Raw genomic sequence first — 23,745 nt, 5'->3', positions numbered from 1 at the left:
GACCCTACTGATCGAGGAAACTGTCGTCCATGCAAATGGCGTATCGCGCGGCCATTTTCAACAGCGCATGAAAAAGCCCCGGTTTTGGACCGGGGCTCGAAGGTGTTGGGCTGCGGTCGGCCGTATCAGGCGCGCGAGTGCAGCAGCGGATAGCCCGACAGCACGATGCGCCCGGCAAGCGTCGCGATCACCGCCTTGACGAGATCGCCGGGGATGAAGGTCAGGTTGCCGGAGATCAGCGCCATGAGGTCGGTGCCGGAGGAGATCTTCAGCCAGGCGATGCCCATCAGGTAGACGACGCCGATGCCGCCGATGACGGAGGCCGCAAAGAAGGCGGCAAGCTGGCGGCCTTCCGACTGGCCGTCACGCACGAAGCGCTCTGCGATCAGGCCGGTGACATAGGTGCCGACGATCCAGCCGAAGATATAGCCGGCGGTCGGCCCCATCAGGATGTTCATGCCGCCGCGTCCGCCCGACAGCACCGGCAGGCCGATGGCGACCATCAGCACGAACAGGACATAGGCGAGCGCCCCGCGCTTGGCGCCGATGATGCAGCCGGCCAGCATGACGCCCATCGACTGCGCGGTGATCGGCACCGGAATGAAGGCGAGCGTGATCGGCGGAATGAAGCCGAGCACCACGACGATCGCCGCGAAAAGTGCAATGAGAACCAGGTCCCTGCTGTTCATAGATGTGTCTCCCCACTCGAAATATGGGGATTTCATTGACCGCGAATGCCACGGGCGTCAATGGCGGAGGCGATCATGTCCGCGTCTTTGAGGGTCAAAATGATCAGCGGGCCGAGGATCGTTCGCGTGCGAACTCTGATGCCGCGAGCCTCATGTGCCTCCTTCAGCGTCTGGTAGCGGGCGAAGATGTCCGGCACGAATCGCAGCACCAGGCCGAGCGCCAGGCTGACGTCTCGCGCCTTCACCAGTCCGATACGCTCCAGCGGTGTGAGCAGGACCGTGATCTCGTCCATGAAGGCGTCGATCGTGGTCGTCGCTGTGACCGCGGCGGCAAAAAGGACGACAGCAGTCAGCCGGAAGGTGGTCGCAACCGCCTCGTGCCACGGACCGATATAGAGATTGACGAGCATCAGCACAAAAATGGTGAAGAGCACGAAGCCGATGCGCGACAGTGCGTCACGAACCGTCAGGCCAAGGCTGAAATAGATCGCAGCCGCCACAAGGAAGACGGGAACCAGGACCCAGAAGCTGCTGACCGGAAACAGCACGATCCCGAGAAGGAGGAGGGCGATCAGCTTCACCCGTGCCGAAAGCCGGTGGAAGAGCGTGTCGCCCTCGACATAGAGGCTCTTCAGCATCCGGCGATCTCCCGGTAGCGGGCAATCACCTCGGTCGGCGCGCCGTCTGCCTCCAGCCGGCCCTCGTGGAACAGCAGCACGCGGTCGAAGTCTTCGATGAAGGGCAGGTCGTGGCTGACGACGACGGCCTGCTGGTCGAGCCTTGCGATCGTCTCCTTCACCAGCTTGCGGTTTTTCAGGTCAAGCTGGTTGGCGGGCTCGTCAAAGATCAGGAGGCCCGGACCGGTGACCGTTACGCCGGCGATCGCCGCCAGCTGCGTTTCGCCGCCGGAAAGCTCGTGGACGCGCCGCTCCGCCAGATGCGCGATGCCGAACCGGGACAGGATGTCGGCGGTCCGTGCGGCGACATCCTCCTTGGCAACGCCATGCGCCTTGAGGCCGAAGGCGATATCGTCCTTCAGGATCGGCATGATCAACTGCTGCTGCGGGTTCTGGAAGATGAAGCCGACCTTGCGCAGCACCGCACCGGCATCCTTGACCGTATCGAGCCCGTCGACCGTCACGCTGCCGGCGGTCGGCTTGACGAGCCCGTTGATCAGCTTGGCGAAGGTGGTCTTGCCGGAACCATTCAGCCCGACGACGCCTATGCGCTGCTCCGCAAGCGTCACCGTCAAAGGCTGAAGCGCGGTCCGGTTGCCGAAGGTGACAGATGCGCCGGAAAAGCGGATTTCCAAAGTTTTGCTCCGTGTGCTACCGGCAGGCTCTATAGACCAAGCGCGGCCAAAGGGAAACGCACGGCAGCGTTGAAGCCGAAGGCGAGGGGAGGCGTATCGCATGGCTGGCAACACGGTGGACGATCAAGCCGCCATAGCCCTTCGCGGACACCATTTCCTCTGTCTGCTGACCTACAAGGGATACGGCTATACGCCGGGCTTCGTCGACAACATGACGACGATCGCCGACGCCATCAATTCCGGACGTCCCGTCCGGCTGGTCAGCGGGCCGGACGACATCTGCGGCGCTCTCTCTGCCGACGACCGCATCGCCTGCGACCACGACTGCTCGCGCCTTCAAACGCTGGCGATGGACGACGTCGCGATTGCCGCCGTGGCGGACTTCTTTCCGCAGGGGATGGGTGCCGCAATGGTGATCACACCGGAGATCGCTGCAAGCCTGCGCGCGGCCTTTGCCGAAGGCTCGATCCGGGCCGCCTGCGTCAGCTGCCGGTGGCGGGAGTTCTGCGACGCTATCGCCGCTGAAGGTTTCGCTGGAACGCCGTTGCTACCGTCGCCGTGATCTGCCGCATCGGTCGGAGAACCGCAAAACGTACTTGAACAAATCAGGAACGTGTGCATGGATAGGCCATGGCGATTCCGGTTTCCAATTCGAACGCGCGCAGGATCTTCCTCGCCAAGCAGGGCCTCTCGGCCGCGCCGTCGCGCGCCATGTCGAAGGACGACCTTCTGCAGCTGATCCACGATATCGGCTTCGTGCAGGTCGACAGCATCCAGACCGTGGCGCGCGCTCATGACCAGATCCTGTTTTCCCGCAACCAGACCTTCAGGCGCGAGCATCTGCGCGCGCTTCTCGAGAAGGACAGGGCGCTCTTCGAGCACTGGACGCACGACGCCGCCATCCTGCCGACGGCTTTCTTTCCCTACTGGAAACATCGCTTCAGGCGCCGGGAGGCGGGGATCCGGGAGCGCTGGGCCAAATGGCAGGGCCAGGATTTCGACAAGGCCTTCGATGAAACCTATGAGCGGATTCTTGCCGGCGGTTCCATCTTCGCCCGTGAGGTGAAGGCCGAGGATCACAAGTCCGGCGGCTGGTGGGAATGGCATCCGTCGAAGACGGCGCTGGAATTCCTCTGGCACACCGGCAAGCTTTCGATCTGCCATCGCGAGAATTTCCAGAAGGCCTACGACCTGACCGAGCGGGTGATCCCCGGCCATATTCTCAAGGCCGAGGTGTCGCACGAGGATTTCGTCGACTGGGCCTGCACGAGCGCGCTGGAGCGGCTGGGCTTCGCCACCCATGGCGAGATCGCCGCCTTCTGGGACCTGATCTCGCCGGAGGAGGCGCGGGACTGGGTGAAGGCGAACCGCGACCGGCTGGACGAGGTGGAGATCGAAACGGTCGACGGCGGCAAGCCGCGCAGCTCCTACTGCCTGCTCGACTTTTCCGCCCATCCGGATGACTGGCCGGAACCGCCGGGCCGTGTCCGTGTCCTGAGCCCCTTCGATCCGCTGCTGCGCGACCGCAACCGCGCCGAACGCCTGTTCGGCTTCCGCTATCGCATCGAGGTCTTCGTGCCGGAGCCGAAGCGGGAATACGGCTATTATGTCTTTCCGCTGCTGGAGGGCGACCGGATGATCGGCCGGATCGACATGAAGACGGACCGCAAGGAGGGGACCTTGAACGTCCGCCGCCTGTGGCTCGAACCGAAGGTGCGCGCCTCGGCTGGTCGTCTCGAGAAGCTTGAGGCCGAGCTCGCCCGCGTCGCCCGTTTTGCCGGCGTCGATCGGGTTTCCTATGACGATGGCTGGATGACCGGCTGATCGCGCCATCTTTGCGCTTCATCAATATTTTTGATCATGAGCCGGTTGCTCCTTCGAACCCCTTATGGGAATGTTGAGTCTGCAGTGCGCTGCAACATTCGAGCAAGGGACGGCAGGACATACATGACGAAACCCGTGATCGGCATCATTGGAAATGCCCTTCGTGTGGAGGATCGCTTCTCGGTGCAGATGGTCGGGGAGCGCAACTTGAACGCCGTTGCCAACGTGCTCGGCGCCCTGCCGCTGATGTTTGCCGGCGACCCGGCTCTCACCGACATCGACGATCTTCTCTCCGTCGTCGACGGCGTGCTCCTGACCGGCGCGCGAGCCAATGTGCACCCCAGCCGCTTCCGCACCGAACCGAGCGAAAAGCACGAGCCCTATGACGAGGGCCGCGATGCTGTCGCCCTGCCGCTGATCGACGCCTGCGTCGAGCGCGGCGTGCCGCTTTTCGGCATCTGCCGGGGCTTTCAGGAAATGAACGTCGCCGGCGGCGGTTCTCTGCATCCGGAAATCCGCGAACTGCCGGGGCGGATCAATCACCGCATGCCGCGACTGGAGACCGGCGAAATCCATCCGGATCCCGAGGTCGTCTTCGCCGACAGGCATTCGGTCAGGCTCGAATCAGGCGGCGTGTTCGCGCGGATTTTCGGCAGCGACACGATTCGGGTCAATTCGCTGCATGGCCAGGGCATTCTTGTGGTCGGAGATCGTATCGTCGCCGAGGGCATCGCCGATGACGGCACGATCGAGGCGATCCGTTTCCGGGACGCCAAGGGCTTCGCACTCGGCGTCCAGTGGCACGCCGAATACGATCCGGAGCGCAATCCGGTCAACCGCGCCCTGTTCGACGCCTTCGGCGCCGCCGTCAGGGCCTACAAGGACGGCACGGTCGCTGCCGCCTGATGGATCAGCAGACGATCGTCTCGCTGATCGTGATGCCGAAGCCTTCCAGCCCGACATAGTGACGCTCGCGCGAGCTCAGAAGCTTGATCGATTCCACGCCGAGGTCCTTCAGGATCTGCGCGCCGAGGCCGATCTCCAGCCATTCGCTTTCCCGCGACCGGGCGGTGTCATGCCCTTCGCGACCCTTGCGACCGGTATCGTGGTGGCCGACGCCGACCGAACCTTCGCGCAGATAGACGATGACGCCGCGGCCTTCGGTTGCGATGCGCTGCATGTGCGGCAGCACGGCCGGCACCTTGCCGAAGACGTCGGTCGCGACGTTTTCCGGATGCAGGCGCACCGGGATGTCCGCGCCGTCGCGAATGTCGCCGAAGACGACGGCCATGTGCTGCATCGGATCCCAGGGCAGGGAATAGGTATGCGCCTTGGCGGGGCCCACGGGCGTCTCGATATTGAAAGTGGCGATCTCCTCGATCAGCCGCTCCTTGCGCTGGCGGTGGGCGATCAGGTCGGCAACCGAAACCTGCTTAAGGCCATGCGTCTGCGCAAAGCTCGCCACCTGCGGTCCGCGCATCACGGTCCCGTCGTCATTGACCATCTCACAGATCACGCCGACCGGCGGCAGGCCGGCCAGCCGGCAGAGATCGACGGCGGCTTCCGTATGGCCGGAGCGCATCAGCACGCCGCCTTCGCGCGCGATCAGCGGGAAGATGTGGCCCGGACGGACGAAATCGGCGGGCCCGACATTCGGATTGGCGAGATTGCGCACCGTCAGCGTCCGGTCTTCGGCCGAAATGCCGGTCGTCGTGCCGTGCTTGAAGTCGACGGTCACCGTGAATGCGGTGGTATGGGCGCTGTCGTTTTCCGCCACCATGGCGTTGAGGTTCAGCCGCTTGGCTTCCTCGCGCGGCATCGGCGCGCAGACGATGCCCGACGTGTGGCGCACGATGAAGGCCATCTTTTCCGGGGTACAGTGGACGGCGGCGACGATCAGGTCGCCTTCGTTCTCGCGGTCGTCGTCATCGGTGACGACGACAATTTCGCCTGCCTCGAAGGCGCGGATGGCGTCGACGACGCGCTTCTGATCGTATGGCATGGAAACTGTCCTAGCGTGTCTTGCCGGTCTGGCCCCGGTCTCTGAGATAATGGTCGGCGATGATGCAGGCGAGCATGGCTTCGCCGATCGGCACGGCGCGGATGCCGACGCACGGATCGTGGCGGCCCTTGGTGCGCACATCCACATTGTTGCCGTCGGAATCGATCGAGCGGCGCTCGGTCAGGATCGACGAGGTCGGCTTGATGGCGAAGCGGGCGACAACCGGCATGCCGGTGGAAATCCCGCCCAGAACGCCGCCGGCATGGTTCGACAGGAAGATCGGCTTGCCGTCATTGCCCATGCGCATTTCGTCGGCATTTTCCTCGCCGGTGATTTCTGCGGCCTCGAAGCCGTTACCAATCTCCACGCCCTTGACCGCGTTGATCGACATCAGGCCGGAGGCGATGTCCTGGTCGAGCTTGCTGTAGATCGGCGCGCCAAGACCGGCTGGAACCCCTTCGGCGATCACTTCGACCACGGCGCCGACGGACGAACCCGCCTTGCGGATACCGTCCAGATACTCTTCCCAGACCGGAACGATCGCCGGGTCGGGCGCGAAGAAGGGGTTTTCCCCGACCTGGTCCCAGTCCCAGTTGTCGCGGTTGATCTTGTGCTTGCCGATCTGGACGAGGGCGCCGCGGATGGTAACACCGGGGATGACCTTGCGGGCGATGCCGCCGGCAGCAACGCGCGCCGCCGTCTCGCGGGCCGAAGAGCGGCCGCCGCCGCGATAGTCGCGGATGCCGTATTTTTCGTCATAGGTGAAGTCGGCATGTCCCGGCCGGTAGCGCTTGGCGATCTCGCCGTAGTCCTTGGAGCGCTGGTCGGTGTTCTCGATCATCATCGAGATGGGCGTGCCGGTGGAAATCATCGTCTCGCCGTCCTCGTCCAGCATCACGCCGGAGAGCACCTTGACGAGGTCTTCCTCGCGCCGCTGGGTTACGAACCGCGACTGGCCGGGCTTGCGCTTGTCGAGCCAGGCCTGCAGTTCGGCAAGCGTGAAGCGGATGCCGGGAGGGCAACCATCGACGACGCAGCCGAGTGCCGGCCCGTGGCTTTCACCCCAGGTAGTGACGCGGAAAAGGTGACCGAATGTGTTATGCGACATGGTTCTGTCCGTAAGGCTTGGCGGCTGCCGTGACGGCCGTTTGTCTAAGGCGCGTCACTCATAGTGGAAAAACGGCGCAAGGCAAATTCCTTTGTGCTCCGTCGCAGCGTCTCTTTGCGACAATGGCCATTTTCGGGTGCACGCCGAGAGGTCGCCAAAGTTTCACTTGCCAACCCTGGAAAAAAGATCATCAATCCTGTCGCAAAACCGCCCGGCGAGGGCAAAAAATCCGCCACATTCGAAGTGCTCCATGGCCAGCGAAGGACGATGCATATGATCCAGACCGAAAGGCGCCACATGAATTATCTGTTTGCTGCGTTGATTGCTGTCGCCAGCCTCCTGTCTCCGCTCGCGTCCTTCGCGCAGAGCGCCGACGTCGAGGCAACGATCACCAAGGTCGACACATCCGACCTGACGCTGACGCTCGATGACGGCAAGACCTACCAGGTGCCGTCCGAATTCAACTTCGACGGCCTCGCTGCCGGCGTGAAGGTCACCGTGTTCTACACAGTCGTCGACGGCAAGCGCGTCGTCGATGACCTGGAAATCGCGCAGTAGCTGCCTATATGCCTTAATCAGTACGTTTGTTCAGCACCTGATGTACTCTGCGGCCCTACGGAAAAATCCGTAGCGGCCGCTTTCTTTTGCGCCGGTCCGCGACACCGCTCAGAAGGGGGAGTGAAGCGACGGCGATGTCCCGCCGATCCACTCAATGACGTTCTGCTGCCTGTCGATCCTGAGGATCCGGTCCTGCGGCACGCCCATCGTGGCGGCTTCTTCCTTGTCCATGTTGTCGATTAGGCGGAACAACGTCCGGATCACGCCGCCATGGCAGACGCACACGGTGGGGCGGTTGACCGATTGCAGCCAGGAGCCGATGCGCCACGACAGGATCTCGTAGCTTTCCGCGTGATCGCCCGGCGGGATGAAATCCCATTTGTTGTCCGCGCGCGCGGCAAGTCTTTCCGGTACGCGCACCTCGAGTTCGGCAAGCGTGGACCCTTCCCAGTCGCCGAAGGAGACCTCCACCAGCCTGTCGTCGGTCCTGTAGGCGCCGGGGTCCAGCCCCATTTCCGTCCGCAGGAGTTCCATGGTCTCGCGGGTGCGGCCAAGCGGGCTGGAGACGAAGTCGAACATGTCCGTCTCGTCTCCCAGGATTGCTTTCAGGGCTCGGCCGTTGCCGCGCGCCTGTGCCCGCCCCCTGTCGTTCAGCGGGATATCCTTCTGCCCCTGCATGCGCAATTCCGCATTCCAGTCTGTCTGGCCATGGCGAACGACGTAAATGATCAAGAAGAAAGCCTCGAAAAATGAATGGACCGGGAGCTTAAAATGCGAACGGAGCCAACCGGCTCCGTTCGTGTTCCTTGTCTGAAGGGACGTCAGTCCTTGGACACGACGATGTCCGGAGCGTCCACTGCCTTCATGCCGATCGTGTGGTAACCGGAATCGCAATGGTGCACTTCGCCGGTCACGCCGGTCGACAGGTCCGACAGCAGGTAGAGCGCCGAATTGCCGACTTCGTCGATCGAGACCGTACGCTTCAGCGGCGCGTTGTACTCGTTCCACTTCAGGATGTAGCGGAAGTCGCCGATGCCGGAAGCGGCCAGCGTCTTGATCGGGCCGGCGGAAATGGCGTTGACGCGGATGCCGCGGTCGCCCATGTCGACGGCGAGGTAGCGCACGCTCGCCTCGAGCGCGGCCTTGGCGACGCCCATGACGTTATAATGCGGCATGACCTTTTCGGCGCCGTAATAGGTCAGCGTCACGATCGAGCCGCCATCGTTCATGATCCGCTCGGCGCGCTTGGCGACGGCAGTCAGCGAATAGACGGAGATGTCCATCGTGCGGGCGAAGTTCTCGCGGCTCGTCTCGATGTAGCGGCCGGTCAGTTCGTCCTTGTCGGAAAACGCGATGGCGTGGACAACGAAATCGATCTTGCCCCATTCCTTTTCGAGCGTCTCGAAGACGGCATCAATGGAGGCAAGGTCGGTCACGTCACAATGGCCGGCCATGACAGCGCCAAGTTCCTGCGCCAGCGGTTCGACACGCTTCTTCAGGGCGTCGCCTTGCCAGGTCAGCGCCAGATCCGCACCGGCATCCGCACAGGCCTTGGCAATGCCCCAGGCGATGGATCGATTGTTGGCCACACCCATGATGACGCCGCGCTTGCCGCTCATGAGGCCGGTTACTTCAGCCATGCTATGCTCCCAAGATCAAGAATTGCGAATTTGCCTATGGCATAGCGTGACGGGCGGTTCAAGCTTCACCGAGATCAGGAACTGTTAGGAACCGTAACAAACAGTGCGCCACCGGCCGGTGGGCCGGATTCCAAGGGCTTGGAGCGAACACCTGGCTAGAGATAAAGACCCTGGCGCATGATGCGCATCAGGTCGGTGACTTTTTCGTCCGGTTTTTCGCCGAGGAAAATGCGCAACTCGACGATGAGATCGCCTCGTCCGTCATCCTCGGTCTTCAACCCGTGGCCGGAAATACGGATGGTTTTTTCCGAGCCGGACCAGGGCTCGACCGTGACCGGAATGGACCCCTGCGGCCCCTCGACTTCGGTCTGCAGACCGAGGACGGCATCCTCCAGGGATATCGGCAGTACCGTGCGGATGTCGTGGCCTTCGACCGAGAAGGCGATGTCGCGGGCGACGCGAAGCGTGACGAACAGGTCGCCATTGCGCATGCCCGTCAGCCGCGAGCCATGGCCCTTGAGCTCGACGACATATCCCTCGGTCATGCCGGGAGTAAGGTAGAATCCGACGTCGCGCTCGTCCGGCGTCGTAACCGTCGTCCAGCGACCGGAAAGCAGTTCGCCAATGGTGACTTCCTTGTCGAGGTGGTAGTCGGGCGCCTGCTCGGGCGGCGGGCGGTAGCCGGTGATCCGGCGGTAGAAGGAGACGAGCAGTTCGGCGGCCTGCAGTTTCAGCCTGTTGGCAGATGCCGAGGCCTTGGCGGTTTCCAATCCGCCTTCCGGTTGTTCCTCGAAGTCTGGCGATGCCGCGTCGGACGGCTTGCCGCTCTGGTTGTCCGCCTTGCCGGCGGTGCCTGCCTTGGGCGAGGAGGGCGAAGCCCCGGAGGTGGCACCGGGCTTTGCGGCAGTCTCGGACTGGGCTGCACGGGCGCTCGCATTGGCCTGGCGTGCCATTTCGGCGAGTGCCTCGGCCTCGCGGGCTTGCCGTTCGGCTTCGCGTTTGGCGGCGGCTCGCGCTTCTTCGCGCTTCTGCATGAAAGTAGGCTCGCCGTCCTTGCCCTGGACGGCACCGCGCGCCTGGTCGAGCAGATCGCGCTTGGCGGGGTTTTTCAGCATGTCGTAGGCCTTGCCGACCTCGGCAAACTGCGAGGCCGCATCCGGATTATCGCGGTTGCGGTCTGGATGAAACGCCTTGGCGGCCGACCGCCAGGCCGACTTGATCTCTTTTTCGCTGGCATTGCTGTCGACGCCGAGCACTGCGTAAGGGTCGCGCATTCTTCTTGAACCCGCTTATGGACGGCCTGTCTTTCCCAGGCGCGAATGAATCCTTTGACCGGTACTTTTGGGGGCCGGCAATCGTGAACCGAGAGTATGCGCGGAGACTCGCTAATCAGTCGTTACGTTCGCTTGAAGGAAATCGTGAAAATTCGAACCGATGTTTGAAAAACCGGCGGTTACAGCTGCTCGAAGCGCAATACGCGCCATGTGCCGTCGCTGCTGAGGCAGGCGAGACCGGAAAACTTGGCAATGCCGGCGTAGGAATGACGCGTCGTCGTGAACTGCCGGCAGGTCATGCCTTCGGCCATCTGCTCGGCGATCGAGGTCACGACGCCGGAACTGCCGGTGGCCGTGTTGGCCCAGGGGAGGGGATCGTTGCCAAGCTTGCCGAGGTCGGCCGACGTGACCGCATTGCCGACCGTCGTCTCGTCGGAATTGACCGTCTTGGCACGCACATCGCTGATCGATCGGGTGTTGATCGAAGTGTCCGTCGCTGCGCTGGTGAGATAATCCTGTCCAGCACCGAAGCAACCGGATAAAACGACCGGAGCGACGGCCATCGCCAGAAGCAGAACGGATTTGCCAATCCGGCCTGTTGTCTTGAAAGATGGTCTTGCTGGATGAATCAAAACGAAACCTGTTACCTACGCGCTACAGAACCGGAAAAAGAGGCATTTTAATCAATATGTCGCAAGATGAGTTAACAAGCGGTGACTTTACCGAGGCTGAACACCCCGTCGAATTGTTCGACAGCTGGTTGAAGGACGCGCAGGCCTCCGAAATCAACGATCCGAACGCTGTGGCGCTGGCAACGGTCGATGCCGACGGCATGCCCAATGTCCGCATGGTTTTGCTGAAGGGGTTCGATACCAACGGCTTCGTCTTCTACACGAATTTCGAAAGCCGGAAAGGGCAGGAACTTCTTGGCCAGAAGAAGGCCGCGATGTGTTTTCACTGGAAATCCTTGCGCCGGCAGGTCCGTATTCGTGGTCCGGTCGAGGTCGTGACCGATGCCGAGGCCGACGAATATTTCGCATCGCGCCCGCGCGGCAGCCGAATCGGCGCATGGGCGTCCAAGCAGTCCCGTCCGCTGGAAGGCCGCTTCGCGCTGGAGAAGTCCGTCGCCGAATATACGGCGCGCTATGCCATCGGCGACATTCCGCGACCGCGCTACTGGTCGGGCTTCCGCATCCGTCCGGTTTCGATCGAGTTCTGGCACGACCGAAAGTTCCGCCTGCACGACCGGATCGAGTTTGCCCGCGAGACGCCGGAAGGCGGCTGGACCAAGACGAGGATGTATCCCTGAAGTGTTCCTCGGGGACGTCTGAGGTTCAGAGCAGGAACGGCAGGCCGGAGGCCAGCGCCGAGACATAGCGCGGCTTCTGGTAGAGACCGTTCAGGGAAACGCGGGGCAGGGCGAAGAGATTGTCGCGCCCGCCGCCGCGCAGCAGGCCCGGTGACGTGGTGACCGCCAGCGAGAAGCCGGCTTCGGCTGCCAGCCTGTGCTCGCGGGCGGAAACCGCCTTCGCGAAACCGTAGGGATAGGCGATGGTTGTCGGCCGGCTGCCGGTGATCTTTTCCACATAGTCGGCGGATTCGATCATTTCGCTGCGCGCCGCCTCTTCGTCGAGCAGCGCCAGCGCCGGATGCGTGACGGTATGGGCGCCGAGGCTGACCAGCGGATGGGCGGCGAAGCGTTTCAGCTCGTAGGCATCCATCGTCTCGTCGTGGACGATCGACTGCGGGTGGACGTTGAGCGCCCGGCCGGCCTGGTCGATCTTGCGCACGAAGATGGCTTCGTCTTCGCAAAACGCCGCGCCCTCGAGCCTGTTGAATGCCGCCATCTTGCCGGCGGTGGTCCTGATTTCGACCGTCTCCCGGCCCTGGCCGAAGTCGAATTGAAACTTGTCGGCATATTGCAGCATGGCTGCCGCCGTCTCCCACCAGATCGTCTGGCTGCGCTCGGCAAAGCCCTTGGTCACGAAGACGGTCAAGGGGACATCGGCCTCCTCGAACACCGGCAGGGCATAGCGCGCGTTGTCGCGGTAGCCGTCATCCAGCGTGAAGGCGGCGAAGGGCCTGTCGCGGTCACCTCCGGCGAGAAGCGCGGGGATCTCGTCGAGGCGGACGAAGTCGAAACCGTCATGTTGAAGTTGCTCAATCGCGTCCGCCAGAAAATCCGGGGTAATCTCCAGATGCGCGTTCGGGTCGAAGTCGTGTTCCGTCTTGGGCCGCACATGATGAAGTGTGAAAATGATGCCGCGGGCGCGAATGCGTACCCCGAGCCGCGCGGAAACGGCTGCCGCCTCCAGGCCACCCGTGATGACGGCGCGCTTGATCGCCCGCTTGGCGCTGTTCCTGATGATCGTGAACAAGGCTATCCCCCGCCTGTATTCCTGAAGTCCGGCTGCACCCCGCAGCGTGGACTGCCAAAAATCCCCTCTCTCTATGGATAAACTCTTAAGCGCCGCGCGCAAAGTCCGGCGACGTGTGCCGCTCCGGGTGACGGGGACGGCTAGGAAGCAAGCGGTCGCTCGCCGCAATCCTCGAAAAGTCGAAGCAGATAGCCGTCCGGATCGGCGACGATGCATTGGCGGTTGCCGACTTCGTGATCGTCGCGCCGATACCACTTTTCCTCCAGTGGCAGGAAAAGGTCGACGCCTGCGTTCTGCAGTCTGTCCAGGATTGCCGCCAGATCTGTAACAAGAATCTGGAAATTGACGCCGCGGCCGAGCGGTGGGGTGAGGGGAGCGGGCTCGAACGTGCGGCCCTTGCCGATCTCGTCGATCATCAACTGTGCTTCGCCCTTGGCCAGGAAGGCGAACCCCTCCTCGGGGCGCTCATAGACCACCGAGAAGCCCAGGAGGTCGCAATAGAAGGACAGGCTTGCGGCGCAATCCGTCACCGCAAGCTCGGGAACGAGCGCGTTCGCGCTTGTCACGTCCTGGTGCCGCCGACGGTCACCTGGTCCATCCTGAGATGCGGCTGGCCGACGCCGACCGGCACCCACTGGCCGCCCTTGCCGCAATTGCCGATGCCGGTGTCGAGCGACATGTCGTTGCCGATCATCGAGACGCGCTTCATCGCCTGCGGGCCGTTGCCGATCAGCATCGCGCCCTTGACCGGCGCGCCGATCTTGCCGTCCTCGATCATGTAGGCTTCGGTGCAGCCGAAGACGAACTTGCCGGAGGTGATGTCCACCTGTCCGCCGCCGAAGGACACGGCATAGAGACCTTTCTTGACCGAGGAGATGATCTCTTCCGGCGTTTTGTCGCCCGACAGCATGTAGGTGTTGGTCATGCGCGGCATCGGCACCGAAGAGTAGCCCTGCCGGCGGCCGTTGCCGGTCGGCTTCATGCCCATCAGCCGGGCGTTCTGGCGGTCCTGCATGTAGCCGACCAGCTTGCCGTTTTCGATCAGCACGTTGTAGGCCGACGGCGTGCCCTCGTCGTCGATGCTGATCGAACCGCGGCGGTTCTCGATCGTGCCGTCATCGACGACGGTCACGCCCGGAGCCGCGACCATCTCGCCCATCAGGCCGGCGAAGGCAGATGTCTTCTTGCGGTTGAAATCGCCTTCCAGCCCGTGGCCGACGGCTTCGTGCAGCATGACACCGGGCCAGCCATTGCCGAGCACGACATCCATGGTGCCGGCCGGCGCCTCGATGGCGTCGAGATTGACGAGCGCCTGGCGCAGCGCCTCGTCAGCGCCGTGCTGCCAGTTCTCTTCCGTCAGGAATTCGGTGAAGCCGACCCGGCCGCCCTGGCCGAAGGAACCGGACTCCTGCCGGTCGCCGTCGCCGGTGACGACGGAAATGTTGAGGCGGGTCATCGGCCGGATGTCACGCACCCGGTGGCCGTCGGCGCGCAGGATGTCGACCACCTGCCAGCTGGCGGAGACTGACGCCGTGACCTGGCGGACCTTCGGATCCTTGGCGCGCAGATAGGCGTCGATGTCCTGCAAGAGCTTCACCTTCTCCTCGAAGGTCGGCTGGCCGATCGGGTTCTCGTCGCCGTAGAGCTTCTTGTTGGTCCGCTGGGGTGCTGCGGCATAGGTGCCGGAATAGCCGCGCGTGACGGCGCCGACCGCATCGGCAGCCCGCTTGAGGGCCGCTACAGACAGGTCGCCCGCATGCGCGAAGCCGACGGCTTCGCCGGCGACAGCGCGCAGGCCGAAGCCCTGGTCGGTGTTGAAGCTGCCGCCCTTCAGGCGGCCATTGTCGAAGGACAGCGATTCCGCCTGGGCGTGCTCGATGTAGAGTTCGCCGTCGTCGGCATGCTTCAGCGCATCGGCGATGACGGCGCGAACCTCTGCTTCGTCTGCGTCGAACAGGGTGAGTAGATCGTCATTCATGGGCTGAGGCTCCGCAATTGGTGTTTGCACACGCATTTAGGACGCGACAGCGGGAAGAGCAAGGCGATGCCCTCAGGGCAGATTGTCGTAGCCTTCGCCGAAGCCCTTGAGATCGACCGGGATGCCGATGCCGTTTTCCTCGTCGATCGATTCCTTGACGGAGAACACGGCGGTCTTGCCGTTGCGCAGCACCTTCAGGAGATCTTCGTCGAGATTGACCTCGGCATAGCAGCCGTCGGAGAAACAGCGGACGAATTCGGTGCGGCCGATATACTTGTCGTCGATCGTCAGGCCCAGGCCGCCGCGATAGGGCTCGAACGGGCTCAAGAGCACGCCAAGCGGCGCCAGTACCCGCAGGATCTTGGACTTGCGGTCGGCCGTCTTCAGGATAGCGACGGACAGCCCGATTTCGGGCCTGTCCTCGGCAAGCACGTTCTGCATCAGCACGCACTGCTCCGCCTGCGCGCCGGCCGGCTTGTCGCAGAGCACGGACCAGGCGCCATAGGTCGCCTTCACGGTCCCCGCCTGCTGGGCGGACGCCGGTTGAACGGAAAGCAGCGCAGTGGCGAGCAAAGCGGTGGACAGAGCCACGCGCGATCGGGAGATGAGACCCATCAAAAACCCTCTAGCATTCGAATCAGTCAGGCCATTCTTGAAGCCTTCGCCTGCAAATGGAAAGCCCGAGCCGCCGCGCCCGCCTGCAGGCGTTGCATCTGGGACCGCTTATTCAGGGCAATGCAGGCAAAATTGCGCCATGCGGCAAGCCCCGGACATCGCGGACGCAAAAACCTTGGCATGATTGTCGCGCGCAAGCAAATCTCTTTGACGCAGCCCGGCAGACCATTAGAATGGAGAGCCAGGAAGGACGCTCACGCAGGCCGTCGCGCCGGCCTTTTCGGAAGGGCGACTTGCTCCTGTAGGAGGGTTTTTAGGAAAAGAAAAGGTCCGCAAGCGGTTTTGCGTGAATATGCCGCACCGGCATATAGGCGCAGGTGTTGCAGCCAGCGGGAAACTGTGATTTTAAGCAACACGAATAGCAGGATTCTGTTTTTTCTGTTTGACTTAGGTCAAACGCTGAGGGGAGATTTAATTGTGACAAAGAGGGCTTTTGCAGCGTTGGCCGGTCTGGCCTGTCTGCTCTTTGCTTCTGCTGGCTTTGCTGACCAGCCGGCGCCGTGGCAGATGGGTCTGCAGCCGGCCGCCACGCCGGTCATGCATGAAATTCGTTGGTTCGAGCAGTACACGCTTTGGTTCATCGTTCCGATCACGCTTTTCGTGCTGCTGCTGCTGATCGTCGTGGTCGTCAAGTTCCGCGAGAGCGCCAATCCGGTGCCGTCGAAGACGAGCCACAACACCGCGATCGAGGTTGTCTGGACTGTCGGTCCGGTCGTGATCCTGCTGTTCCTTGCCATTCCGTCGTTCAACCTGCTGTCCTCGGAACTCGTGATGCCGGCCAATCCGGACATCACCGTCAAGGCGACCGCCACCCAGTGGCAGTGGAACTACGAATACGAGATGGACAATCCGGTCTCGTTCGATTCCTACATGCTGAAGGAAGGTGATCGCTCCGCCGCCGGCAAGGAAGACCTCAAGGCCTATCCGCGACTGCTGGCCGTCGACAACGAGCTGGTGCTGCCGGTCAACAAGACCGTGCGCGTCCTCGTGACCGCCGCGCCGACCGACGTCATCCATTCGTTCGCCATGCCGTCCTTCGGCATCAAGGTCGACGCCGTTCCCGGCCGTCTCAACGAGACCTGGTTCAAGGCCGAGCGCGAGGGCATGTTCTACGGCCAGTGTTCCGAGCTCTGCGGCAAGGACCATGCGTTCATGCCGATCGGTATCCGTATCGTGTCCGAAGACAAGTATAATGCTTGGCTCGCCGAGGCCGCAAACGACCTCGACAAGGCAAACAAAGATCTTATGGCCGCTGTCGATGGCGTGAAGACCGTCGACGTCGCCGACAACGCTTCGAACTGAGGGGAGTGAGGACGATGGCTGGACCTGCCGCTGGCGAACACGCCGCCCATACTGATCACCACGATCACAAGCCGAGCTTCTTTACCCGCTGGTTCTTCTCGACGAACCACAAAGATATCGGCACGCTTTATCTGATCTTCGCGATCTTCGCCGGCATCGTCGGCGGAACGCTGTCCGTCTTCATGCGCATGGAGCTGCAGGAGCCGGGCATCCAGATCTTCCACGGCCTTGCCTCCATGATGTACGGCCTCGACGGCGACTCCGCCATCGACGCGGGCAAGAGCATGTACAACATGTTCACCACCGCGCACGCCCTGATCATGATCTTCTTCATGGTCATGCCGGCGCTGATCGGCGGTTTCGCCAACTGGATGGTGCCGATCATGATCGGCGCGCCGGACATGGCCTTCCCGCGCATGAACAACATCTCCTTCTGGCTGATCGTTCCGGCCTTCCTGCTCCTCGTGCTCTCGATGTTCGTCGACAGCGCGCCGGGCGCATGGGGTGTCGGTGGTGGCTGGACGATCTATCCGCCGCTCTCCACCTCAGGGCAGCCGGGACCGGCCGTCGACCTGGCGATCTTCTCGCTGCACGTCGCCGGCGCATCCTCGATCCTCGGTGCGATCAACTTCATCACCACGATCCTGAACATGCGCGCTCCGGGCATGACGCTGCACAAGATGCCGCTGTTTGCCTGGTCCGTTCTGATCACGGCGTTCCTGCTGTTGCTCTCGCTGCCGGTTCTGGCAGGCGGCATCACCATGCTGCTGACCGACCGCAACTTCGGTACGACCTTCTTCGCACCGGAAGGCGGCGGCGACCCGATCCTGTTCCAGCACCTGTTCTGGTTCTTCGGTCACCCGGAAGTGTACATCCTGATCCTGCCCGGCTTCGGCATCATCAGCCACATCGTCTCGACCTTCTCGAAGAAGCCGGTGTTCGGCTATCTCGGCATGGCCTACGCCATGGTCGCGATCGGCGCCGTCGGCTTCATCGTCTGGGCGCACCACATGTACACGGTCGGCCTGTCGCTCGACACGCAGCGCTACTTCGTGTTCGCCACGATGGTCATCGCGGTTCCGACGGGCGTGAAGATCTTCTCCTGGATTGCGACGATGTGGGGTGGTTCCATCCAGTTCCGCACGCCGATGGTCTGGGCGATCGGCTTCATCTTCCTGTTCACCGTCGGCGGCGTGACGGGCGTTCAGCTGGCCAATGCCGGCCTCGACCGCTCGCTGCACGACACCTACTACGTCGTGGCTCACTTCCACTACGTGCTGTCGCTCGGCGCCGTGTTCGCGATCTTCGCGGCCTGGTACTACTGGTTCCCGAAGATGACCGGCTACATGTATTCCGAAACCCTCGGCAAGCTGCACTTCTGGGTCATGTTCGTCGGCGTGAACCTGGTCTTCTTCCCGCAGCACTTCCTGGGTCTCGCAGGCATGCCGCGCCGCTACATCGACTATCCGGATGCATTCGCCGACTGGAACCGCATTTCGTCCTACGGCTCCTACATCTCGGCCGTCGGTGTCCTGGTCTTCCTCTTCACGGTCTGGGAAGCCTTCTCCAAGAAGCGCGTCGCTGGCAACAATCCGTGGGGTGAAGGTGCGACAACGCTCGAATGGCAGCTGTCTTCGCCGCCGCCGTTCCACCAGTGGGAACAGCTGCCGAAGATCAAGTAAGCTTCGGTCGCAACAACGAAATTGGGCCGCCCGCAGCTTTGGGCGGCCCGTCCTGTCAGATTGAGTGCGGAATTCGCAATGAGTGTCATGGATCATCACGACGGTGTAGCAACGGAAGCGGGCGTCCGCCTGTCCGAGGCGAGCGCCGGCGACTACTTCGCGCTTCTGAAGCCGCGGGTCATGTCGCTTGTCGTGTTCACGGCTCTCGCCGGCCTGGTCGTTGCCCCCGGTCACATCAATCCGGCGATCGGCCTGATCGCCATTCTGTGCATCGCCGTCGGCGCGGGCGCCTCGGGTGCGCTCAACATGTGGTACGACGCCGATATCGATGCGGTCATGAGCCGCACGGCCACCCGTCCCATTCCGGCCGGCAAGGTCGCGCCGGAAGAGGCGCTGGCCTTCGGCATCACGCTGTCGGCCTTCTCGGTCGCCATTCTCGGGCTCGCCGTCAACTGGCTCTCGGCCGGACTGTTGGCCTTTACCATTTTCTTCTACGCCGTCGTCTACACGATGTGGCTGAAGCGCTCGACGCCGCAGAACATCGTCATCGGCGGAGCCGCCGGCGCCTTCCCGCCGATGATCGGCTGGGCCTGCGTGACGGGCGGCGTATCGGTCGAGAGCATCGTTCTCTTCCTCATCATCTTCCTCTGGACCCCGGCGCATTTTTGGGCGCTCGCGCTCTTCAAGATGCGCGATTACGGCGCCGTCGGCGTGCCGATGTTGCCGAATGTCTCCGGTGAGGCGACGACGAAGCGTCAGATCGCGCTCTACGCCGTCCTGACGGCGCTCACCGGCGTCGTGCCGGTCGTCATCGGCCTGTCGAGCGTCTGGTATGGTGCTGCCTCGCTCTGTCTCGGGCTCGCCTTCGTGTGGTACGCCGCCGGCGTGCTGCGGATGGCCGATGGCGACGAACGCATGCTGCCGGCCAAGAAGCTCTTTGCCTTCTCGATCATGTATCTCTTCGTCATTTTCCTGGCGCTGATGGTCGATCACCTGGCAATCGCCTACGGTCTGGCGCAGGGAGGTCTGCTGTAATGGATACGGTCGAACTCAACGAGAAGCAGAAGAAGTCGCGGCGTGGCCGCAACATAGCGCTCGGCCTCGTTCTCGGCGGTCTCGTCATTCTGTTCTACGTCGTGACGGTGGTGAAGATCGCCGGCGGCGCGCACTGAAGGAGGACGATGTGGCGGAGGAGACGAACAAGGCACCGGCAGAAAGGAAGACCCGCAACAATGGTGCGGTGGTCGTCGTCTGCCTGACCTTCGTGTTCGGCATGATCGGCATGAGCTATGCCGCCGTGCCGCTCTACAAGATCTTCTGCCAGGTGACCGGTTATGGCGGCACCACGAAGCGCGTCGAACAATACGCCGACCGCGTTCTCGACAAGCGCATGAAGGTCACCTTCGACGCCAACATGGCGCCCGGTCTCGACTGGTCGTTCAAGCCGGTTCAGCGTTCGGTCGATCCGAAGATCGGCGAAACCGTCGAGGTTCGCTTCATCGCGACCAACAATTCCGGAAAGGAGCAGACCGGCCAGGCGACGTTCAACGTCACGCCGCAGGCGGCCGGTGCTTATTTCAACAAGGTCGAATGCTTCTGTTTCACCGAGACCACGCTGGAACCGGGTGAAACGCTGGAAATGCCCGTCGTCTTTTACATCGATCCCGATATCGTCAACGAGGTCGAGACAAAGGGCATCGGAACGCTTACGCTGTCTTACACCATGTACCCGCACGAGAGGGAAAAGCCGGTTGCTTCGACAGCTCCGGTCAAGGGCGGGAAAAAGGACGCAGCGCAGTTATAGTGGGAATGGGGTTCCGCTCCGGCGGTAATCTCGAGAGGAAGTTTGACATTCGGGGATAGCTGATATGGCCGATGCGCATCAGAAAAATCACGACTACCACATCATCGACCCAAGCCCGTGGCCGTTCCTGGCTTCCGTGGGTGCCTTCATCCTGACCTTCGGCGGCGTATGCTACATGCGCTACCTGAACGGCGGTTCGATCAAGCTGTTCGGTGCCGAGCTTGCCAATCCGTGGCTGTTCTTCATCGGCCTTCTCCTGACGCTCTACACCATGTTCGCCTGGTGGGCCGACACGATCAAGGAAGCGCATGAGGGTGCGCACACCCGGGTCGTCTCCCTCCATCTGCGCTATGGCATGATCATGTTCATCGCGTCGGAAGTCATGTTCTTCGTGGCATGGTTCTGGGCCTTCTTCGATGCCAGCCTGTTCCCGGCCGAGGCCATCCAGGCCGCCCGCGTCGAGTTCACCGGCGGTCAGTGGCCGCCGAAGGGCGTCGAGGTTCTCGATCCCTGGCACCTGCCGCTCTACAACACCGTGATCCTGCTCCTGTCGGGCACGACGGTCACCTGGGCGCACCACGCGCTGCTGCACAACGACCGAAAGGGCCTGATCTCCGGCCTGACGCTCACCGTGGCGCTCGGCGTTCTGTTCTCCTGCGTGCAGGCGTACGAATACATGCATGCCCCGTTCGCCTTCAAGGAGTCGATCTACGGCGCGACCTTCTTCATGGCGACCGGCTTCCATGGTTTCCACGTTCTGGTCGGCACCATCTTCCTGCTGGTCTGCCTGTTCCGCGCCATGGGCGGCGACTTCACGGCCAAGCAGCATTTCGGCTTCGAGGCGGCTGCCTGGTACTGGCACTTCGTCGACGTGGTCTGGCTGTTCCTGTTCTTCTCGATCTACATCTGGGGCGGCTGGGGTGCGCCGCTCGCGGGCTGATCGGACGCTGAAACAAACGGGCGGCGGTGACATCACCGCCGCCTTTTTCATTTGAGAGGGATGCGCATGGATATTCGCGAGGAAAAGGGCCAATCCGGCGGCCGTTACGTGGCAACCGTCGAGGGGCATGAGGGCGAAATGACCTATTCGCGGGCGTCCGCACACCTGATCATCATCGATCACACCGGCATACCGGATGCGTTACGCGGCAAGGGCGTCGGTCAGGCGCTCGCCGTTCACGCCGTCGAGGAGGCGCGGGCAGGGGGCTGGAAGATCATCCCGCTCTGCCCGTTCTTCAAGGCGCAATTGGCGCGCCATCCCGAATGGAGCGACGTGATCAGCGGACGCTAGCCCGTTTCCGCACGGCGGCCGGCGTGATCGCCACGCCCTGCAACCGGTCTTCGATGATGTCGGCGCATTCGAGCGGGGTGAGAACGCTGGTGTCGAGCGTCAGATCGTAGGTGTCGGCCCGGCGGATATATTCCTGCCAGCGGGCTACCGGCAGCGGTACTGGATCGTCGACGCTGGCCTTGGTGTAGTGGTGCGAAGGATCGCTGTCGGCGGCGCGGCGCTTCATGATTTCGCCAAGCGGGCAGGTCACGCAGACGACGAGCAGCGGCAAGCCTTCAAGCTGCTTGCGGCAATTTTCCATCAGGTGCAGCGATCCGGCATGGCCGTCATGGATGCCGAAGTCGGCGACTACGTTGATGCCGCGGCGGCTGTGGGCGGCGATGGCGTCGAACCAGGCGCCGTAGAGCGCCGGCAGATGCGCTTCCAGGTCGGGCCGCTCGCCGCCCGGACGAAGCCCGATCCCCGGACGCAGACGCTCCGGCAGCATGCGCATATGGCCATCGACGCCGATGTTCATCCATATGCCGTCCCAGTGGGTCTGGATCGCGCGGGCGATCGACGTCTTGCCGGATCGGGGGGCGCCATTGAGGATGATGATCTGTCCAAGAGGCTCATGCTTTTCCATTCGTCACTCCATCGTTCTGAGGGGTCGAGAGAAAAATTTGCCTGCCAATTGCGGATATCCTAAGGAAGAAAGACAAAGCGAGGAAGATGGCATGAGCGACAATCCGGCACAGCATGAAGACACGGCGCATTTTCCGCCGGTCGATCCGATCAAGACCGGGCTGAAAGGCTGCTGCCCGCGCTGCGGCCAGGGCAAGCTCTTCCAGGGCTTTCTCGCCGTCAAGCCGCGTTGTGCCAGTTGCGGGCTCGACTATTCCTTCGCGGACGCCGGCGATGGTCCCGCGGTCTTCGTCATCCTGATCGTCGGCTTCGTCGTCGTCGGTTTGGCGCTGTGGATGCAGGTCACCTACAACCCGCCCTTCTGGCTGCATCTGCTCCTGTGGATTCCGCTGACCATCGGCCTGTCGCTCTATCTCTTGCGGGCGCTGAAGGGCATCCTCATTTCGCTGCAATACAAGCACAAGGCAGCAGAGGGCCGCATCGACCGTGGCTGAAATCGCCGGAAGGTCCATACGCTTCGTTCCGGCGCTGCTGCTGGTGCTGGCGCTCGCCGTCCTCCTGTCGCTCGGCACCTGGCAGGTGGAGCGGCTGCACTGGAAGGAAGGCCTGCTCGCCGACATCGAATCGCGCCGCCATGCCCCGCCCGTCTCGATCGACGCGATCGAAGCCATGGCGAAGGCCGGGGAAGACATCGAATACCGGACGGTGACGCTGACGGGGACCTTCGACAACAGCCGCGAACGCCACTTCCTCGCCACCCATGACGGCGCCAGCGGCTTCTACGTCTACACGCCGCTGACGATGGCCGACGGCCGCATCGTATTCGTCAACCGTGGCTTCGTCCCCTATGACCTCAAGGAGCCCGGCAAACGCCGGGAGGGCGAACTGGAGGGCGTGCAGACAGTCACCGGGCTGGCGCGCACCAAGCTCGCCGAGAAGCCGTCCAGGATGGTTCCGGACAACGACATCGCCAAGGACATCTTCTACTGGAAGGATCTCGACGCCATGGCATCGAGCACCGGCCTGGATCCGTCGAAAGTGCTGCCGCTGTTCGTCGATGCGGATGCGACGCCCAATCCCGGCGGCCTGCCGGTCGGCGGCGTCACGCAGGTCGACCTGCCCAACGATCACCTGCAATATGCCTTCACCTGGTACGGACTGGCCGCCGTGCTGGTCGTCGTCACCGCCATCCGCTTTTTCGACGGCGGCAGGCGCAAGCAAGAGAAGGAGGAACCATGAGCATCATCGCATCCGTTCTGGTGGCCCTCGTGGCGCTTCTGCACATCTACATCCTGGTCCTCGAAATGTTTCTCTGGACCAAGCCGCAGGGGCTGAAGGCCTTCCGCATGAAGCCGGAGCAGGCCGAGGCGACGAAGGTCATGGCCGCCAATCAGGGGCTCTATAACGGCTTTCTCGCCGCCGGCCTGATCTGGGCGCTCTTCCACCCCAATCCCGATTTTTCTTACCAGCTGAAGCTGTTTTTTCTTGGCTGCGTCTTCGTCGCCGCCCTATATGGCGCGGTAAGCGCCAATCGCCGGATCCTGTTCATCCAGGGACTGCCGGCCCTTGTCGCGGCAATCTGTGTACTTTCTGCGGGATAGACG

The 23,745-nt window shown here is 62.7% G+C and carries 29 protein-coding genes; 15 read left to right on the top strand and 14 right to left on the bottom strand.

Annotated features, from left to right (window positions below):
• Nucleotides 1–125 precede the first annotated feature (125 nt).
• The 3 genes from ACU5AZ_RS05920 to ACU5AZ_RS05910 are packed head-to-tail and all read right to left on the bottom strand — an operon-like array spanning nucleotide 126 to nucleotide 2,001.
• Nucleotides 126–689, bottom strand: a complete 564-nt coding sequence (locus ACU5AZ_RS05920; RefSeq protein WP_446825095.1) for a biotin transporter BioY — start codon at nucleotides 687–689, stop codon at nucleotides 126–128.
• A gap of 32 nt (nucleotides 690–721) precedes the next feature.
• Nucleotides 722–1,327, bottom strand: coding sequence for an energy-coupling factor transporter transmembrane component T family protein (locus ACU5AZ_RS05915; protein WP_446825094.1), 606 nt, complete (start codon nucleotides 1,325–1,327; stop codon nucleotides 722–724).
• Nucleotides 1,321–2,001, bottom strand: coding sequence for an energy-coupling factor ABC transporter ATP-binding protein (locus ACU5AZ_RS05910; protein ID WP_446825093.1), 681 nt, complete (start codon nucleotides 1,999–2,001; stop codon nucleotides 1,321–1,323). The genes ACU5AZ_RS05915 and ACU5AZ_RS05910 overlap by 7 nt, the downstream gene beginning before the upstream one ends.
• A 100-nt stretch (nucleotides 2,002–2,101) precedes the next feature.
• On the opposite strand from ACU5AZ_RS05910, the gene ACU5AZ_RS05905 reads away from it, so the two are divergent.
• The 3 genes from ACU5AZ_RS05905 (at nucleotide 2,102) to ACU5AZ_RS05895 (ending at nucleotide 4,731) form a co-directional block, all read left to right on the top strand.
• The gene (locus ACU5AZ_RS05905) at nucleotides 2,102–2,563 is read left to right on the top strand and encodes a DUF1284 domain-containing protein (protein WP_446825092.1); all 462 of its coding nucleotides are present in this window, start codon (nucleotides 2,102–2,104) and stop codon (nucleotides 2,561–2,563) included.
• A gap of 68 nt (nucleotides 2,564–2,631) precedes the next feature.
• Nucleotides 2,632–3,825: a winged helix-turn-helix domain-containing protein gene (locus ACU5AZ_RS05900; RefSeq protein WP_446825091.1), complete on the top strand. Its 1,194-nt coding sequence runs from the start codon at nucleotides 2,632–2,634 to the stop codon at nucleotides 3,823–3,825.
• Nucleotides 3,826–3,948: 123 nt separating this feature from the next.
• Nucleotides 3,949–4,731 carry a gamma-glutamyl-gamma-aminobutyrate hydrolase family protein gene (locus ACU5AZ_RS05895; RefSeq protein ID WP_446825090.1) on the top strand — a complete coding sequence of 261 codons (783 nt, stop codon included), beginning with the start codon at nucleotides 3,949–3,951 and terminating at the stop codon, nucleotides 4,729–4,731.
• 4 nt (nucleotides 4,732–4,735) lie between these two features.
• On the opposite strand, the gene ribB is transcribed toward ACU5AZ_RS05895, so the two are convergent.
• The gene (gene ribB / locus ACU5AZ_RS05890; protein WP_446825089.1) at nucleotides 4,736–5,827 is read right to left on the bottom strand and encodes a 3,4-dihydroxy-2-butanone-4-phosphate synthase; all 1,092 of its coding nucleotides are present in this window, start codon (nucleotides 5,825–5,827) and stop codon (nucleotides 4,736–4,738) included.
• Nucleotides 5,828–5,837: 10 nt separating this feature from the next.
• Nucleotides 5,838–6,935, bottom strand: a complete 1,098-nt coding sequence (gene aroC / locus ACU5AZ_RS05885) for a chorismate synthase (protein WP_446825088.1) — start codon at nucleotides 6,933–6,935, stop codon at nucleotides 5,838–5,840.
• Nucleotides 6,936–7,232: 297 nt separating this feature from the next.
• Here aroC and ACU5AZ_RS05880 point away from each other — a divergent pair, with 297 nt between their 5' ends.
• Nucleotides 7,233–7,493 carry a DUF1344 domain-containing protein gene (locus ACU5AZ_RS05880; protein WP_446825934.1) on the top strand — a complete coding sequence of 87 codons (261 nt, stop codon included), beginning with the start codon at nucleotides 7,233–7,235 and terminating at the stop codon, nucleotides 7,491–7,493.
• Between the two features lie 108 nt (nucleotides 7,494–7,601).
• Here ACU5AZ_RS05880 and ACU5AZ_RS05875 read toward each other — a convergent pair whose 3' ends face one another.
• From ACU5AZ_RS05875 to ACU5AZ_RS05860, 4 genes are all read right to left on the bottom strand, one after another.
• Nucleotides 7,602–8,225 carry a histidine phosphatase family protein gene (locus ACU5AZ_RS05875; RefSeq protein WP_446825087.1) on the bottom strand — a complete coding sequence of 208 codons (624 nt, stop codon included), beginning with the start codon at nucleotides 8,223–8,225 and terminating at the stop codon, nucleotides 7,602–7,604.
• Between the two features lie 89 nt (nucleotides 8,226–8,314).
• Nucleotides 8,315–9,133, bottom strand: coding sequence for an enoyl-ACP reductase FabI (gene fabI / locus ACU5AZ_RS05870; protein ID WP_446825086.1), 819 nt, complete (start codon nucleotides 9,131–9,133; stop codon nucleotides 8,315–8,317).
• A gap of 155 nt (nucleotides 9,134–9,288) precedes the next feature.
• Nucleotides 9,289–10,407, bottom strand: a complete 1,119-nt coding sequence (locus ACU5AZ_RS05865; protein WP_446825085.1) for a DnaJ C-terminal domain-containing protein — start codon at nucleotides 10,405–10,407, stop codon at nucleotides 9,289–9,291.
• A 179-nt stretch (nucleotides 10,408–10,586) separates the two neighbouring features.
• Nucleotides 10,587–10,970 (bottom strand): RT0821/Lpp0805 family surface protein, encoded by a 384-nt coding sequence (locus tag ACU5AZ_RS05860; RefSeq protein WP_446825084.1) that lies wholly within the window; start codon nucleotides 10,968–10,970, stop codon nucleotides 10,587–10,589.
• A gap of 125 nt (nucleotides 10,971–11,095) precedes the next feature.
• Here ACU5AZ_RS05860 and pdxH point away from each other — a divergent pair, with 125 nt between their 5' ends.
• On the top strand, nucleotides 11,096–11,716 hold the full coding sequence (gene pdxH / locus ACU5AZ_RS05855; protein WP_446825933.1) for a pyridoxamine 5'-phosphate oxidase: 621 nt from the start codon (nucleotides 11,096–11,098) through the stop codon (nucleotides 11,714–11,716).
• 25 nt (nucleotides 11,717–11,741) lie between these two features.
• Here the strand turns inward: pdxH and ACU5AZ_RS05850 are convergent, their stop codons facing one another.
• The 4 genes from ACU5AZ_RS05850 to ACU5AZ_RS05835 all read right to left on the bottom strand — a co-directional run bounded on the left by ACU5AZ_RS05850 (nucleotide 11,742) and on the right by ACU5AZ_RS05835 (nucleotide 15,378).
• Nucleotides 11,742–12,785, bottom strand: coding sequence for a polysaccharide deacetylase family protein (locus ACU5AZ_RS05850; protein WP_446825083.1), 1,044 nt, complete (start codon nucleotides 12,783–12,785; stop codon nucleotides 11,742–11,744).
• Between the two features lie 140 nt (nucleotides 12,786–12,925).
• Nucleotides 12,926–13,351, bottom strand: coding sequence for a bleomycin resistance protein (locus ACU5AZ_RS05845; RefSeq protein ID WP_446825082.1), 426 nt, complete (start codon nucleotides 13,349–13,351; stop codon nucleotides 12,926–12,928).
• On the bottom strand, nucleotides 13,348–14,763 hold the full coding sequence (gene tldD, locus ACU5AZ_RS05840) for a metalloprotease TldD (RefSeq protein ID WP_446825081.1): 1,416 nt from the start codon (nucleotides 14,761–14,763) through the stop codon (nucleotides 13,348–13,350). The genes ACU5AZ_RS05845 and tldD overlap by 4 nt, the downstream gene beginning before the upstream one ends.
• Nucleotides 14,764–14,835: 72 nt before the next feature.
• A complete protein-coding gene (locus ACU5AZ_RS05835; protein WP_446825080.1) occupies nucleotides 14,836–15,378 on the bottom strand; it encodes an invasion associated locus B family protein in 543 nt (180 codons plus the stop codon).
• A gap of 477 nt (nucleotides 15,379–15,855) precedes the next feature.
• Between ACU5AZ_RS05835 and coxB the strand changes: the two genes are divergently transcribed.
• The 7 genes from coxB to ACU5AZ_RS05800 all read left to right on the top strand — a co-directional run bounded on the left by coxB (nucleotide 15,856) and on the right by ACU5AZ_RS05800 (nucleotide 21,517).
• The gene (gene coxB / locus ACU5AZ_RS05830) at nucleotides 15,856–16,740 is read left to right on the top strand and encodes a cytochrome c oxidase subunit II (RefSeq protein WP_446825079.1); all 885 of its coding nucleotides are present in this window, start codon (nucleotides 15,856–15,858) and stop codon (nucleotides 16,738–16,740) included.
• A 14-nt stretch (nucleotides 16,741–16,754) separates the two neighbouring features.
• Complete coding sequence (gene ctaD / locus ACU5AZ_RS05825) at nucleotides 16,755–18,422, top strand: cytochrome c oxidase subunit I (RefSeq protein ID WP_446825078.1); 1,668 nt, start codon at nucleotides 16,755–16,757, stop codon at nucleotides 18,420–18,422.
• A 78-nt stretch (nucleotides 18,423–18,500) separates the two neighbouring features.
• Nucleotides 18,501–19,457, top strand: coding sequence for a heme o synthase (locus ACU5AZ_RS05820; RefSeq protein WP_446825077.1), 957 nt, complete (start codon nucleotides 18,501–18,503; stop codon nucleotides 19,455–19,457).
• On the top strand, nucleotides 19,457–19,594 hold the full coding sequence (locus ACU5AZ_RS05815) for a hypothetical protein (RefSeq protein WP_446825076.1): 138 nt from the start codon (nucleotides 19,457–19,459) through the stop codon (nucleotides 19,592–19,594). Before ACU5AZ_RS05820 ends, ACU5AZ_RS05815 begins: the two co-directional genes overlap by 1 nt.
• Nucleotides 19,595–19,605: 11 nt before the next feature.
• The gene (locus ACU5AZ_RS05810; protein WP_446825075.1) at nucleotides 19,606–20,226 is read left to right on the top strand and encodes a cytochrome c oxidase assembly protein; all 621 of its coding nucleotides are present in this window, start codon (nucleotides 19,606–19,608) and stop codon (nucleotides 20,224–20,226) included.
• A 64-nt stretch (nucleotides 20,227–20,290) separates the two neighbouring features.
• Nucleotides 20,291–21,166 carry a cytochrome c oxidase subunit 3 gene (locus ACU5AZ_RS05805; RefSeq protein WP_446825074.1) on the top strand — a complete coding sequence of 292 codons (876 nt, stop codon included), beginning with the start codon at nucleotides 20,291–20,293 and terminating at the stop codon, nucleotides 21,164–21,166.
• Between the two features lie 66 nt (nucleotides 21,167–21,232).
• Nucleotides 21,233–21,517: a GNAT family N-acetyltransferase gene (locus ACU5AZ_RS05800; protein ID WP_446825073.1), complete on the top strand. Its 285-nt coding sequence runs from the start codon at nucleotides 21,233–21,235 to the stop codon at nucleotides 21,515–21,517.
• Here the strand turns inward: ACU5AZ_RS05800 and ACU5AZ_RS05795 are convergent.
• The gene (locus ACU5AZ_RS05795) at nucleotides 21,504–22,142 is read right to left on the bottom strand and encodes a chloramphenicol phosphotransferase CPT family protein (protein WP_446825072.1); all 639 of its coding nucleotides are present in this window, start codon (nucleotides 22,140–22,142) and stop codon (nucleotides 21,504–21,506) included. The two genes, ACU5AZ_RS05800 and ACU5AZ_RS05795, sit on opposite strands and share 14 nt — an antisense overlap.
• Before the next feature lie 91 nt (nucleotides 22,143–22,233).
• On the opposite strand from ACU5AZ_RS05795, the gene ACU5AZ_RS05790 reads away from it, so the two are divergent.
• From ACU5AZ_RS05790 to ACU5AZ_RS05780, 3 genes are read left to right on the top strand one after another with little or no spacing between them, the layout of a single operon-like run.
• Nucleotides 22,234–22,635 (top strand): DUF983 domain-containing protein, encoded by a 402-nt coding sequence (locus ACU5AZ_RS05790; protein ID WP_446825071.1) that lies wholly within the window; start codon nucleotides 22,234–22,236, stop codon nucleotides 22,633–22,635.
• Nucleotides 22,628–23,380, top strand: coding sequence for an SURF1 family protein (locus tag ACU5AZ_RS05785; protein ID WP_446825070.1), 753 nt, complete (start codon nucleotides 22,628–22,630; stop codon nucleotides 23,378–23,380). The genes ACU5AZ_RS05790 and ACU5AZ_RS05785 overlap by 8 nt, the downstream gene beginning before the upstream one ends.
• Nucleotides 23,377–23,742 carry a DUF1304 domain-containing protein gene (locus ACU5AZ_RS05780; protein ID WP_446825069.1) on the top strand — a complete coding sequence of 122 codons (366 nt, stop codon included), beginning with the start codon at nucleotides 23,377–23,379 and terminating at the stop codon, nucleotides 23,740–23,742. The genes ACU5AZ_RS05785 and ACU5AZ_RS05780 overlap by 4 nt, the downstream gene beginning before the upstream one ends.
• Nucleotides 23,743–23,745: the final 3 nt, after the last annotated feature.

This window comes from Rhizobium sp. PAMB 3182, from assembly GCF_052908355.1.
This window is presented reverse-complemented; position numbering and strand designations above follow the sequence as displayed.